Origin of the sequence: Shewanella goraebulensis (assembly GCF_030252245.1) — a bacterium.
Taxonomy (GTDB): Bacteria; Pseudomonadota; Gammaproteobacteria; order Enterobacterales; family Shewanellaceae; genus Shewanella; species Shewanella goraebulensis.
Window position 1 is genome coordinate 3768751 of sequence record NZ_CP126972.1, and the last position, 14368, is coordinate 3783118.

Genomic DNA, 14368 nt, shown 5'->3' on the forward strand with positions numbered 1-14368 from the left:
ATATTTCGATGCTTTATTGTTATGAATAACATCCTATTATCAACTGATAACAATAACGTCTTCAAACAAATAAGAACAGTATTTTAATAAAAAATTAACCACTTAAAAACAAAGCGGCAAAAGCCGCTTTTTATAAAAAAAATCACCGTAAAAAATATAATCTAAATTAAATCAAAAATGATACTTAGAGTGTACCTAAAATGTCATCACTCAGTTTCAAGTCGTCATTACGATTAACGCTAACGCCTGCAGCAATTATCGCACGTGCGATATCTTGGGCTTGTTCAAGCGAGTGCATTTCAAAGGTGCCACATTGATACTCATTTAATTCAGGAATTTCAGTTTGCTCAACAACATTGAGTACATCTTCCATCGCAGCTAACCAAGCGTCAGCTACAATGCGCTCAGATGGCACACCAATTAGGCTCATATAAAAGCCGGTACGACAACCCATTGGTGAAATATCAATAATCTCAACACTGTCACCATTTAAATGATCACGCATAAAGCCTGCAAACAAATGCTCTAATGTATGAATACCACGTTCACTTAAAATGTCTTTATTAGGTGCACAAAAGCGTAAGTCAAATACTGTGATGGTGTCACCTTTAGGTGTACTCATATGCTTAGCGACACGTACTGCTGGTGCTTCCATGCGTGTATGGTCAACGGTAAAACTATCAAGTAAAGGCATTACTCATTCCTTAAGGTTGGTAAATAATCTGCTTGGCATCATAGCATCAAAATTAACTGTGAACAGCTATGCACTAAGGCTGAAGATACTCATGGTTACCAGTACAAAATGACAAGTTGATGACACAAGCAAAATCTGGGATAAGTCGTCGCACTAATTCTAAGGGCTGAAGTATATTTAAGACCAAGTTAACAAGGAGACAGAAAGGAGTTTTAGGCAATAAAAAACCCCATACAGATATGAGGTTTTAGATAAGGTTTAAGCAATCAAAAATTAATATTTACTCTAACTTTAAAAGAGAAAAATTAACCTTTACAGTTTGGCGTTTTAGGCACTGCATCAAGGGCTTTCCACTCTTCTTGAGTGTAAGCATTAATCGATAATGCGTGAACACCATTAGCCAATTCTTCAGCCAAAACACCATTGACAGCGCGGTGGCGTGAGATTAGACGTTGTGATTCAAACTCGTCACTGACGACAACGACTTTAAAATGGGTCTCTGAGTTTGGTGGCACATGGTGACGATTGCTTTCATTAAGCACGTCTAGATGGATGGGGCTAAAAGACTGGTTCAGTTTTTGGGTTATCACTTGTTCAACTGACATAACGAACTCTTTCTATCGACATCTGAAAGTCTGAAGACTACTGTTTAATGTTTTAAAAATCAAACCGACTTCGACTCAATAAGATCTGTTTGGCAAAAAATTGTTACAGCGCAAACCAGCTCACTTTTCATCCTATTGTATCAAGGTGAAAATTATTCATGAAAACCAACAATTAACTTGCGAAAGGTCAAATTGATTCTAGGCTCTAATACTTTCACTCTTTTTGGCACACTGTGTTGCCATTTTTGCTGCATATCGCCATGCATGATTAACATATCGCCTGACTGTAGCTCAAATACTTGCTTTGCTTGCGTGAGTTTGTGCCTCAATACAAAACTTCGTGTTGCCCCCAAACTAATAGATACAATATCACTGTTAGTATCAATTTCTGGCTCATCATCACTATGCCAGCCCATACTGTCAAAACCATTTTGATAGCGATTAACCAACACCCCATTAGTCTCAATATTAAATTGCTGATATAACAGCTTTCTTAATGACATTAAGCCCTGCGGCCAAGGTGTTGGGGTAATCAAGAGTGAAGAGTATCGATAAGCGCAACCAGAATCAGCAAACCAAACTTGACTTCGCGGAATAGGATGCTGCTTACCAAATACCGTGATGACAGGCTGTTCAAAAGGGTACGTTAATGACTCTTTTAACAATAACTTCTGCTGTCCATTAGTTAAAAAGCCTTTAATAAACGTCACTGGCGCATTAAGCTGCTCAGTACTACGACTGACATTTATTGCCTCCTTTTCTGTTATTAACTCCAAGCCTAATTGTTTCATTGAAGATTTACCCTTTGATTTATAATGCCTTTAATCTTTGACAACCTCATCTTTGTGGCTAATTCTTTAGAATATAAACAAGTATTTTTACATATTCATCATATTCAGATTCTTTATATTATGAGAATCTTAAATTGGGTAACACACCTATTTGCTCCGGTGCTAACTTACCTACTCTAACTTCAGCTTCAAAACGTTGCTCTTGCTAGAATATGGATTTACAGCCTTAATAAGATAAATAACGGTATTTTATCGAACTTATGAAATGGATATTGCCACTCGCTGTTAGTTTACTTTTTTGGTTGAGCTGTAATCCAGCTCAGGCAGAAGTGTTGTACGTATCTGAAAAACATCCCGACCCCATTGGATATTCCCTCTTACATTATGTAGAACAAGACAGACTTAATGCTACGCAAGCTTATGAGTTATTAAAAAATGGCCAGTTTACCCCCGTCAACCAAAGCATCAGTAATTACGGAATCAATGCGAATCCCGTTTGGCTTAGTCTAACTATAGACAACGACACCTTAGCGTCCGTTACTAGAATTCTGCATGTTGATAACTTTTGGCTCGATGAAGTCAGCACATTCTGGCTCAAAGAAGGCAAAATAGTCCACTTTGAACACCAAGGCGACTTATCACTTTTCTATCAACAAACCTCTATGCAACCGAGTTTTAATTTTAATTACCTGTATCCTCCCGGTAAAACTCACGTGCTTATAAGAGTGCAAACGCCAGACCCTATGGTTATTCCCTTGTACTTATTGGATCAAACAGAAATGGTACAAAAAAGTGTATTTAATCATTATAGCTACGGTTTTCTTTATGGCGCGATAACCGCATTACTAATTTATAACTTCATTCTCTTTTTAGGATTAAGAATCAAAAGTTATTTATTCTATAGCCTATATTTATTCAATTTTTTACTCGTTAATTTTGCCTACAGTGGCCATGGCTTATTATGGTTATGGCCTAACTCACCACTATGGCAACAATGGTCGATCCCACTGCTTATGGTGACTTTTTGTACCAGTGGTATCTTATTCGCCTGCCATTTTTTACGGCTCAAATATCAGCTTCCAACCCTCAACCGCATTTTAAAAAGCTTGTGTGTCATCTTCCCTGCTTTAATGCTATTGGCTGTATTGCTGCAAGATAGAGTATTAGGATTGATATTAGCTTTCGACCTTATGCTGCTATTTAGCGGTTTGATGATTGTATTAGGCATACTTTCGCTTAACTTTGGCAATATTTCTGCAAGGTTTTTCTTAATTGCTTCTATCTCATCAATGGTAGGTGTCGCAATAACTTGTTTAGCAGTGTGGAATTATATTCCATTTAATCATTTCACTTATCGGGCTGCTGAAGTGGGAGTATTTATTGATGTGCTATTACTGGCTCTTGCATTGACCGAACGATTCAGACGAGTTGAAAACGAAAAAATCATTGCAGAAAAGATGGCCAATATGGATCCGCTCACTCGCCTCAATAATCGCCGTGCTTTTTATCAATTGGTTGAACCTATGTTTACTGAAGAGCGGATTCAAAAGTCTGCTTCTATATTAATGATCGACATAGACCGATTTAAAGGCATTAACGATACTTACGGGCACAATTTTGGCGATGAGGTATTGGTTAAAGTTGGGGCATTAATCAGGGACACTCTTCGAAAAGATGATGTATTAGCCCGCTGGGGCGGTGAGGAATTCATAATTTTCTTACCCCATACACAAGAGCAAGAAGCTAATACTCTAGCAGCAAGACTGTGCGAAAATATTGGCAAGTTACAATTCACTCAAATGCAGCGCAAAGTTACAGTTACTGCCAGTATTGGCATTGTGACCAGCTGCAGTGCCATTAACCAACTGCCCACGCTCATCGAAGTGGCTGACAAACATTTATATCAAGCTAAACGCTCGGGCCGTAACCAGATTTGCGGTGGTCTATCGCCTGATGCCAATAGAGTAGCTGGCTAATGAGTGCTAACCCAAGTCAATTTCTAAGTTGCGGTAAATGTCATTAATATTGGATTCAATCCACTGATGATGAATGGGTCCCCAATCTACCAATTGATAATAGCCAGCATTATGTCTTTCTCCGTTTTGTACGAACTTGATCTGAACACCGATATCTAACATGGCAACTAACGTATCTTGAATGGTTCTTCGCGGCATTTTAGTTAATTGATGTAAAGATAATAAATTGTGCTGCTGGTGATGGATTAAATAACACAGCAGCAACTTACGCAAAAAAGCTTTATGCGCTTTAGTGATAGGTTGTGATATCGCAGTATCATTAACGGCTGAATGACTTGAAGATTCCATAGTTACACTTTCCATTTTTACACTTTCCATGCTTAGATATAAACAAAGTAATAGATTGAACATTGATTAGAAAGCACTTTTGGACTTAATTGCTTCTATTAACGGCTTTACTTTCATACAAGAAATTAAGCTTAATGGCTCAATATCGTAATAAGGATAACCAATGACTTCAAAGTCTGATATGCCAGGGACATCAACGCCTGAGGTTTCGCAAAACAATAAATCTTTGGGTTCTATTTCTGAAAATGTTGGAACTGAAACGATTAAAAGTGAAACGATTAAAAGTGAAACAGATGAAGAAGCTGAACCCACCGAAGTTGACCAACTACAAGTTGATGCCATGCACGCTGAACACATTAGTACACCCAATGAAAAAACCTTGCAAATGAAGCCTCAATGGACACCTTATACTGAGCTATCTTTAACGCCTGTCGATAAAAATTATCCTAAGCAAATAGCCATACAAACAGCTGGTTTAGTGTGCATCGTTATTGCCGCTGTTATGTTTATCATGAACATTAAAGAGCAAGCAGGTTTATTAGTGTCATTAAAAGTATCTTCAGTACTGGGATTGCTTGGTTTTATAGCTGTTTATATTCAATTTAAAGCCGCAAAGAACCTTAGCTACGGTGTGCTTGAACATGAAATAATCGTACGAAAAGGCCTATGGTGGATTACAACGACAACATTACCTTTTACTCGACTGCAGCACGTGAGTTTGTCTCAAAACCCACTGCAGAGAAGATTTTCATTGGCAACATTAAAGTGCTTTAGTGCTGGCAGTGGCGCCGCAGAGATTTATCTACCAGGGTTACTTTATACAACAGCTGAACATCTAAGGCAGCACTTGTTAAATAAAGCGACTTCACATCAAACAAAGCAAGTTGTCGATAACGGCACTAGCGGTGATATACAAAATGATTGAACATGATGAGACTCAAGCTTCTGAAATATTAGAAAAAAATCAAAAATTCAGTCAATGGCAATCACTTTCCCCATGGTCAATGCTAAGCTTTAGTTTTGGTACAGCAAAAGCCATTTTATCCAATGGCTATGCCATCATTCCGATAGTATTTGCCGGCTGGAAAAATGGTTTTAATCTACAATTAGGTTTAATTGCAGCCATAATCATGATGACATTGTTAAGTGTGTTTGCATTTATTCAATGGCGAAAATATCGATTTAAACTGAATGAACAGCAGCTTAATATCAAACGTGGCCTGCTGTTTACCCGCAAAGACGAAATCCCATTTAACAAAATCCAGAATATTCGTTTTGAGCAGCCCTTTTATTTTAAACCATTAAAGTTAGGCACTCTGGTCATTGAAACCGCAGGTTCAAAAGATGACGAAGCCCACTTAGCAGCGTTAAATGCTGATGATGCCGAGCTGATTAAGCAACAATTATTACAACTGACAAACACTTCACCTCGGAGCATAAATCCAAATAATGAAGCGAGTTTTAATGATAAACATATTGTTGATATTGATAGCGCTGACACTAATGCTCAGCTAACTTCATCCAAAAATAAGCCTGTAATTAAGCGCAATTTAAAACAATTGATTCAATTTGGTTTTTATCAAAACAATTTAATTTGGTTAGCTGTCATTGCAGGGCCAATTTTAGGGCAAGTTAATTGGGAAGATATAGCTGAAATGCCTCTTATTCAGCAGTTTTGGAACTCGGTAGTAAGCTTTAGTGGTGAAAGTATCGCACTACAAGTCGCCAGTGGAGTACTAATATTCATAACGATTTATTGCTTGTTTTCACTTATATCCATTTTAGCTGCAGTGCTAAAATATTACCCTTACCGCTTAGATAAAAGGCAGCAAACCCTACAACGAAGTGGCGGAGTTATATCCCACCAGCAAGATGCATTAGCGACTAAACGCGTGCAACTATTACATTTTAGCCAACCCGTACTTGCTAGAATTTTTGGCGTTTGGACACTTTACCTTAAACAAGTAAAGGGTCAGGAAGTCGAACAAAAAACGGCACAGCACATGCTAATACCCAGCATAAAAGCAGCTGAAATAGCGCCTGTTTTAGATAAGATACCTGAACTCGCAGGTGGTAGCACAAGTATCCCCAAACGTTACCAAAATATTGCTTTAGCTTGGTTTACTCGTCGTGGGTTTATTGCTTTTCTACCCGCCATAATATTAACAGCAATCGAAGGTATTACCGTTCTAACTGAAATAACGTGGTTAATTGCCTTGGCTGTTATGGGATTAACTTTTTTAAGATATAAGCAATGGGGTTATGTCATCGAAAATGATGTTGTGTGGCAACACTGTGGTTTGTTCAGCCGTAATTGGAAAAGAGTCCCATTTAGCAAAGTGCAGCATGTCTCTATAACTCAAACACTGGCCCAAAAAGAAAAAGGCTTTGCTTACATAACACTGGGACTTGCAAGTGGTAGCTTAACCTTACCCTACATTAAGCAGCAAGATGCCCACTTTATTGCTGAACAAGCTATGGCTCGGACTAAAATTGATCCAAATAACTGGATTTAACCGACGGTATTCAAATAATTTGTAAAACTGATTTCAATAAGGTGAATGCTCAAAGTTAAGTGCGTGAACAGTGTTCTTTAGCAAAGGTCGTCACAAGAAGTGTTCAAATTTGATAGTCGATAAGCTAACGTCATAAGCAAATGTAATAGGCAAATGTAATAGGCAAATGTAGTGCGCATGCTTACAAAGAATGGCTATTGAGCTATCGTGATATACTGTTGATAGCTCAATCCAATTGAGCATGATTTACTGCTTTGTAGGTTATTTAACAACTAATACTGGGCAATCAGCTTGGTTAGCCACTTCTTCTGCAACATTATCATGTAAAAAATGAGCCAATCCAGTTCTGCCATGACTGGCAATGACTACCATACCAATATCACCACTGTTCGCTTCTGCAACAATTTCTTCAATAGCATCGCCGCGCCTAATCAAGGTTTCAATTGGAAGTTCTGTTTTCAGCTCTGCTAATAAACTGCGCATTTTATCTGCTGCAGCATCTTCCATACTTTTAGCCAGTTCTTCTGGAGTGATGGCTAAAATCATGTAGTTCTCATCTCCCAAAGGCTGATCGACAACATGTAATATGCGGATCCCAACTTGATATAAATTGGCCATTTCGATGGCATAGCGTAAGGCGTGAGATGCTGTTTCAGAAAAGTCTGTCGGCCATAAAATATTACGTGTACGCATAGTGGTTTCCTCCTGCAGTTTGAAAAACAAATGATTCATCTATTTTATTCAGATAATTCGTTGTTACCGATACTGCTTAACCTTTATCAGGCTAACGGTACTCTTTTTGAATGTACCAACGTTTGCACATACTAAGAGTTAATATACCAAGCTTTTTTTAATTTATGCTTAATAATTACACTGATGACACGATAAAACTATTGTATTGATTTAGTGAATTTATCCCCTAATAACCTACTATAAACTTACTTTCGACTCGCTAATATGCCCCTAATAAAAGTGTAGTGCAAATAGAAAAAATCCTCCTTGATACAGCGCAAACTTTCAAATTACTTGCCATTTACATAATACTAAGCCATAGTAAACCGACTAATCAGTCGAGTGAATTATAAACCGTTAATTACGAAACTAATCCATTTGCATTTATCTACGAAAATTACCCACTCACAAATAATGCTAGGAGTATTTATGAATATGGCAGTCAATGACAATCAACTAACACCTTTGCAGCAGTTACTTGAATTGCAGCGTAGTGCCTACCTTTCTATGCCCGCTCCTAGCTATCAAACTCGTATTGATAAGTTGAAAAAGCTTAAACAAGCTTTACTCGACCACAGTGAGCAGTTAGTTACTGCGTTGGCAACTGATTACGGCCACCGTTCAAGTAACGACACCATGATTTCCGATATCATGCCGTGTATTAACAATATTAATTACTCGCTAAAGAATCTGAAGTCTTGGATGAAACCAAATAAGCGACATGCTGGATTGTTACTCGCTCCTTCTTCTGTAACGGTTCACTATCAACCACTAGGTGTTGTCGGCATTATCGTTCCATGGAATTTTCCAGTAATGTTAGCTGTGGGCCCATTGATTACCGCCATTGCTGCGGGGAATCGCGCAATGCTGAAAATGTCAGAATTTACCCCTGCCACTAACCAAGTATTAATTTCTTTATTGGCTGGTATATTTGATCAAAATGAAGTTGCTGTTGTAGAAGGCGAAGCCGATATTGCCGCTCAATTTTCTGCTCTGCCGTTTGACCATTTATTATTTACTGGCTCAACTACCGTAGGTCGTCATGTGATGCGCTCAGCGGCTGACAACCTCACTCCCGTCACCTTAGAACTTGGTGGTAAGTCGCCGGTAGTTATTGCTCCAGACATTGACATTCCAACCGCTGTTGAGCGATTAATTTATGGTAAGTGTTTAAATGCAGGTCAAATCTGCGTTGCACCGGATTACATTTTATGTCCTGAAGATAAAGTCAATGAATTCATTAGTGAATATAAAAAACGCTTCAACAAAATGTACCCTGACTTTGCCAGCAATCCTGATTACGGTAATGTCATCAATGAACGTCAATACTCGCGTTTATTAGCCGTAATAGAAGATGCAAAACAAAAAGGTGCTGACATTCACCCTGCTGCTGATTACGAAATTGACGCTAATATTCGTAAACTACCGACTCAACTTATCACCGCAACAAGCGATGATATGACTGTTATGCAAGAAGAAATATTTGGCCCATTATTGCCTATCATTAGTTACCAAAATATCGACAAAGCCATTGGTTACATTAATGAAAATGAACGCCCATTAGCGCTTTATATCATGAGTTTCGACAGTGCCACTCAGCAACGCATTATTCAACATACTCATTCTGGCGGTGTTTGTATCAACGAAACCGTATTCCATGTTGCTGCCGATGATGCACCATTTGGTGGTATTGGTCCTTCTGGAATGGGACATTATCATGGCAAAGAAGGCTTCTTGACCTTTAGCCATGCTAAAACAGTACTAAAAAGCGGAAAGTTCAATTCAGGCATATTTGTGCATCCGCCATATGGCACAAAAATCCAAGCACTACTAATGAAGATGTTTTTGCGATAAGCCTCTATCAAGCTTGATGAGCCATTTAATCGATTGATATCTGGCTCAACAGCTCAAAATTGTGGAGAATACTATTCTAAATAGACTTCTTCTGACTCTTGAGCACTTCAAACATAATAAATAGGTAACCAATGGAAAATTCAGTGAAGTTGGCCAAAACTGACAAAAAACAGGCGATTTTAGATGCCGCATTAATTCTTTTTGTTGAACAAGGTTTCCATGGAACTTCAACTGCCTCTATCGCTAGAAAGTCTGGCGTAGCCACAGGTACTTTATTTCATCACTTTCCGACTAAAGAAGCTTTATTGAATCACCTCTTCGTAGCCGTCAAGCAAGAATTTGCTGACTCAATTACGTCATCTATGGCAAAATTATCTGCTGACGAAGTAGCTATTCAGCTGAACGACGACACCATTACAGGCTCTACAGAGTTAAATCCAAGTCAGTCACTGTCTGCTGATGTCAACAATGCTGCAACGCTTAAACATAGCGCTAATAGTTTGTGGCAACATGCCATCGACTGGGCATTACTTTACCCTATAAAACAGCGATTTTTCTTACAGTTTTCACTGTCATCTGAGATCGACGCTGAAATCCGCTCCCAAGCCATGAGCAGCATTTTACATTTTATTATTGAGCTTATTGCCAAAGGCCAGCAGCTTAATATTATTGCCAACTTCCCTTTAGCCTTAATGTTAGAAAATTGCCACGGTCAATACCTTGCCGCAATTCGATATTTCACTGACAACCCCCAATGGGGTCATGATAAAACTCATCGTGACGCGAGTTTTGAAATGTTTTGGCGTTCAATGAAGATATAAGTCTAAATCAACAGCATTTTTGTGATTTTAACAAAAGTGATTTGTAATAATTGTAGTTTTTGAACGTTAGCTTTCCCGTTAAGATGATTTCAATTCGCAAATCATTGAGGAAATATCATGACTGCTGCACTTTTTAATCCTATTCAACTTGGCCAACTCACTTTGGCTAACCGTATCGTAATGCCGCCAATGACCCGCTCACGTGCCAGTCAACCAGATGATAGCGCCAACGATATGATGGCCACTTATTATGCTCAGCGAAGTACTGCAGGGCTAATTATCGGCGAAGGTACTCAAGTTTCAGCCATGGGTAAAGGTTATGCTTGGACCCCTGGCATTTATTCAGATAACCAACTCACAGGCTGGAGAAAAGTTACTTCTGCCGTCCATGCAAATAATGGGGTCATGTTTGCGCAACTTTGGCATGTAGGCCGCGTCACGCACCCAGAGAATATTAATGGCCAACAACCCATATCATCATCAGCAATCAAAGCCGAGAACGTTAAAGTCTTCATAGATGATGGCGAGAATGGCCCAGGTTTTGTTGATGTAGTAAAACCACGGGAAATGACTAAAGCCGATATTCAACAAGTCGTTGAGCAATTTAGGCAAGCTGCACTCAATGCCATTAAAGCAGGTTTCGATGGCATTGAATTACATGCCGCCAACGGTTACCTGATTAATCAGTTTATTGATTCTGAATCAAATCTTCGTACGGATGAATACGGTGGCTCACTTACTAATCGTTTACGCTTTTTAGACCAAGTGATTGGCGCAATGGTTGAAGCAATTGGCGCAGATAAAATTGGCGTACGTTTAGCGCCATTAACGACCCTAAACGGCACTGTCGATGCAACGCCTGAGTTAACCTATACCGCAGCCGCAAGCTTATTAAATAAGCACAATATTGCTTATATCCATATTGCTGAAGCTGACTGGGATGATGCTCCTGTTATGAGTGTGGAGTTTAAACAAGCATTAAGAGCAGCTTTTAAAGGAGTCTTGATTTATGCCGGTAAATACACCAGCCAAAGAGCGGTTGATGCAATCGAGTCAGGGCTCGCCGATATGATCGCTTTTGGGCGCCCTTTCGTAGCAAACCCAGACTTACCAGCGCGAATTAAGCTTGGCCAACCATGGGCTCCCCATAACCCTGAAACATTATTTGGCGGTGATGAAAAGGGCTTAACGGATTACCCAGTTTTTTCATAATTAAGCATCTCAAATCAATATTTTTATTTTTGTGTTCAATTTGGCTTTTAAAGCAAAGTGAGCTCAGCAAAAGCAGGAAGTAATATGTTATTTTCAAAATTTCCATTGGCAGGTGGCACACTTGCTAATCGCATCATCATGGCACCAATGACCCGTTCTCGCACCTCGCAGCCTGGTGATGTTCCAAATGACCTAATGGCGACCTATTATCAACAGCGCGCCACAGCAGGACTTATTATTGCTGAAGGTACACCTATTTCGGCTGTTGCACGTGGTTACTCATTAACACCTGGAATATACAGCAAAGCTCACATTGAAGGCTGGAAGAAAACCACTGAAGCAGTACACCAACAAGGCGGTAAAATCTTCTTACAGCTATGGCATGTTGGCAGACGTTCACATACTGATATTGCAGGTGAACAACCTGTTGCACCTTCAGCGATTAAGCAACCCGATCAAGTATACGGCCCATTAGCAGAAGGCGGATTCGGTATGGTTGAAACCTCAATCCCTCGCGCCATGACCACCGAAGATATTCAACAAACCACCGCTGATTTTGTTCAAGCGGCGCGTAATGCAATTGAAGCAGGATTTGATGGAGTAGAACTCCATGGTGCTCATGGTTATTTACTGGACCAATTTATGCGAAGTGCCAGTAATCAACGCCTTGATAACTATGGCGGTAGTCAACAAAATAGATTACGTTTTCCACTTGAAGTGATTAAAGCTGTGAATGATGCCATTGGTGCAGACAAAGTCGCGATTCGCTTATCACCACTTGTCGGTGAAGGGTTTAAAGAAACCGACAGCGATATTATTGAACTCACTGAACTGTTATTAAAGCAACTTGCACCGATGAGTCTTGCTTATGTGCATTTTTCAGAAAATATTGGCGAATACACTGAAGCCACAGATAGCTTTAGACAAAAAATCCGCCAGATATATCCAAACCCGATCATGGTGGCTGGCAAGTTAACTAAACAAAGTGCACAAACCATACTTGATAAAGGTTATGCAGACTTAGTTGCGTTTGGAACGCCCTATGTCAGTAACCCTGATTTAGTGCGAAGATTTAAGCACAATATCGAACTCACTGAGTTTGATGCTGACGCAAGATTAACCTTATATGGCGGCGACGAAACAGGTTATACCGATTACCCAGCAGCCAACTAGATTGTCATAGAGCATCAGACATAAAAACGGCAACAAAAAAGCGCTTACTGTGAGTATCCACAATAAGCGCTTTTTATATATAAAACGTATATTTACTCGCTAAAAAGCTCACTTAAAAGTAGGCTTTAATGCTGGCTCAAATATTAGCTCAAAAAGCTTGAAAGAAAATACCGAAGGCGCTAAAAATACCTACAAACCAAGAAAGCGAACGCATGGTCGCGCTCCCTTTTAGGTAAAGTAAATGATAACTCACTCTGGCAATAATATGCACAATCGCTAAGGTAGAAACTAACGAAGAGACCTTGTCTGTGGCGATTACAGCTAAACAGCTAATGCCAAAAATAATCAAAGATTCGAACGCATTTTGATGACCTGCTAAAGCCCTTGCACCAAAGCCAGTTAATTGCGCTTGCTGAGTTCGAGGGTGAGCATTGTCATAACCGCCCAGCTTCGCCATTGCCACAGCCACTGGCCCTTTAGCTAAATAAGGTAATAACATTGCGATGAATAAACAAATGAGTAGAGTTTGCATTGATGCTTCCCAGCTTGCAGAGGACAATTAGCCGACAGTAAATCATCTTTTAATGATATTAAAAAGCACTTTTATCGCTCAGCCTCTTAAAGATTAATTCAATTTTTAGCCTATATCTCAGTAAGCCCCAACCTTTTACCATTCAATAAATAGCATTTTATCTGAGAGTTTCACTCCAATATTAAAGTATATTTCAGCTAATTCCATTTGCCATAAACTTGTTTTAAATCAACTATAAAGTACAGCTTTTTACAGCAAGCCGATTAACATACCGCTAACTTTAAGTAACTATTTTGAAATATCTCACCAAGGGCCACGGTCAATATAGGTACCTGCTATTAAAACAGATAACCGCGGATAGTATCTATTAATCAGTAGGAGCAAGTTAAGCATGGCATAGAAATGTCTACTTACTCACTAATTGAGCTTACAACTTATTTGAACGTAACTGTCTAATCAAAACCTTCAAATTTAAGCAAGTAAGTACGGAACTATTACTCAAAAATCATCAAGTGATTTTCAAGGAATTAACATGAATACGAAAGCACAAACGGCACTTTCAGGTGCAGCACTTGCGATGGCAATGGCGGGGTTATCAGGTCAAGCAGTCGCTGGAGAATCCAACACCGCGCCTTTAGCCGCAGGTGAAACTGACTTAGTCCACTGTTATGACGTTAATGTTTGTAAAGGCCATAACGATTGCGGTACAGCAGATAATGCCTGTAAGGGCCAAGCAAGTTGTGAAGGTACCGGCTTTGTTGCTATGCCTTCAAAAGCCTGTGGTGACGTAGGCGGTAAAGTTAAAGATGATTGGGTAGGCAAAATAACTAAAGCAGATTTGGTCCATTGTTATGGAGTGAACGTATGTAAAGGTCACAACGATTGTAAAGGTGCAGACCACGCTTGTGGTGGAATGGCAAGTTGTAAAGGTTCAGGTTTTGTCAATACTACAGCAAAATCTTGCGCTGATATCGGTGGTAAAACGGGCTAACGTTCAAGCCTAAACAGCGTTTACAGATAATCGACAACACGAGTTGTAACAATGGCTTGGTAAGATTCATCTCCTTATTACCAAGCCGTTTATTTTGCTTAAATTCATTCGATAACAAACATT

General features: G+C 39.3%; 14 protein-coding genes. 8 read left to right on the forward strand and 6 right to left on the reverse strand.

Annotated features, from left to right (window positions below; all coding sequences use genetic code 11):
- Positions 1-184 precede the first annotated feature (184 nt).
- The 3 genes from luxS to QPX86_RS15980 form a co-directional block, all read right to left on the reverse strand.
- A complete protein-coding gene (luxS, locus tag QPX86_RS15970; protein WP_285163178.1) occupies positions 185-694 on the reverse strand; it encodes an S-ribosylhomocysteine lyase in 510 nt (169 codons plus the stop codon).
- A 305-nt stretch (positions 695-999) separates the two neighbouring features.
- Positions 1000-1299 carry a BolA family protein gene (locus tag QPX86_RS15975; RefSeq protein WP_220751776.1) on the reverse strand — a complete coding sequence of 100 codons (300 nt, stop codon included), beginning with the start codon at positions 1297-1299 and terminating at the stop codon, positions 1000-1002.
- A gap of 152 nt (positions 1300-1451) precedes the next feature.
- Positions 1452-2090: an alpha-ketoglutarate-dependent dioxygenase AlkB family protein gene (locus tag QPX86_RS15980; RefSeq protein ID WP_285163179.1), complete on the reverse strand. Its 639-nt coding sequence runs from the start codon at positions 2088-2090 to the stop codon at positions 1452-1454.
- A gap of 260 nt (positions 2091-2350) precedes the next feature.
- Here QPX86_RS15980 and QPX86_RS15985 point away from each other — a divergent pair, with 260 nt between their 5' ends.
- Positions 2351-4066 carry a sensor domain-containing diguanylate cyclase gene (locus QPX86_RS15985; protein ID WP_285163180.1) on the forward strand — a complete coding sequence of 572 codons (1716 nt, stop codon included), beginning with the start codon at positions 2351-2353 and terminating at the stop codon, positions 4064-4066.
- Positions 4067-4072: 6 nt separating this feature from the next.
- Here QPX86_RS15985 and QPX86_RS15990 read toward each other — a convergent pair whose 3' ends face one another.
- Entirely contained in the window at positions 4073-4429 is a 357-nt protein-coding gene (locus QPX86_RS15990) for a winged helix-turn-helix domain-containing protein (RefSeq protein WP_259651194.1), read from the reverse strand.
- Positions 4430-4577: 148 nt separating this feature from the next.
- Here QPX86_RS15990 and QPX86_RS15995 point away from each other — a divergent pair, with 148 nt between their 5' ends.
- Together QPX86_RS15995 and QPX86_RS16000 are read left to right on the forward strand one after the other, a co-directional pair.
- Positions 4578-5339 (forward strand): PH domain-containing protein, encoded by a 762-nt coding sequence (locus QPX86_RS15995; protein WP_285163181.1) that lies wholly within the window; start codon positions 4578-4580, stop codon positions 5337-5339.
- Complete coding sequence (locus tag QPX86_RS16000; protein ID WP_285163182.1) at positions 5332-6930, forward strand: PH domain-containing protein; 1599 nt, start codon at positions 5332-5334, stop codon at positions 6928-6930. Before QPX86_RS15995 ends, QPX86_RS16000 begins: the two co-directional genes overlap by 8 nt.
- Positions 6931-7191: 261 nt before the next feature.
- On the opposite strand, the gene QPX86_RS16005 is transcribed toward QPX86_RS16000, so the two are convergent.
- Entirely contained in the window at positions 7192-7623 is a 432-nt protein-coding gene (locus QPX86_RS16005; RefSeq protein ID WP_220751786.1) for a universal stress protein, read from the reverse strand.
- A 468-nt stretch (positions 7624-8091) separates the two neighbouring features.
- Between QPX86_RS16005 and QPX86_RS16010 the strand changes: the two genes are divergently transcribed.
- From QPX86_RS16010 to QPX86_RS16025, 4 genes are all read left to right on the forward strand, one after another.
- Positions 8092-9516 carry a coniferyl aldehyde dehydrogenase gene (locus QPX86_RS16010; RefSeq protein WP_285163183.1) on the forward strand — a complete coding sequence of 475 codons (1425 nt, stop codon included), beginning with the start codon at positions 8092-8094 and terminating at the stop codon, positions 9514-9516.
- A 143-nt stretch (positions 9517-9659) separates the two neighbouring features.
- On the forward strand, positions 9660-10337 hold the full coding sequence (locus tag QPX86_RS16015) for a TetR/AcrR family transcriptional regulator (protein WP_259651195.1): 678 nt from the start codon (positions 9660-9662) through the stop codon (positions 10335-10337).
- A gap of 117 nt (positions 10338-10454) precedes the next feature.
- A complete protein-coding gene (locus tag QPX86_RS16020) occupies positions 10455-11549 on the forward strand; it encodes an alkene reductase (RefSeq protein ID WP_285163184.1) in 1095 nt (364 codons plus the stop codon).
- 84 nt (positions 11550-11633) lie between these two features.
- On the forward strand, positions 11634-12722 hold the full coding sequence (locus QPX86_RS16025; RefSeq protein WP_285163185.1) for an alkene reductase: 1089 nt from the start codon (positions 11634-11636) through the stop codon (positions 12720-12722).
- A 148-nt stretch (positions 12723-12870) separates the two neighbouring features.
- Here QPX86_RS16025 and QPX86_RS16030 read toward each other — a convergent pair whose 3' ends face one another.
- Positions 12871-13254 carry an MAPEG family protein gene (locus QPX86_RS16030; RefSeq protein ID WP_220751796.1) on the reverse strand — a complete coding sequence of 128 codons (384 nt, stop codon included), beginning with the start codon at positions 13252-13254 and terminating at the stop codon, positions 12871-12873.
- A 532-nt stretch (positions 13255-13786) separates the two neighbouring features.
- Here QPX86_RS16030 and bufA2 point away from each other — a divergent pair.
- Positions 13787-14245 (forward strand): BufA2 family periplasmic bufferin-type metallophore, encoded by a 459-nt coding sequence (gene bufA2, locus QPX86_RS16035; RefSeq protein ID WP_285163186.1) that lies wholly within the window; start codon positions 13787-13789, stop codon positions 14243-14245.
- Positions 14246-14368 lie beyond the last annotated feature (123 nt).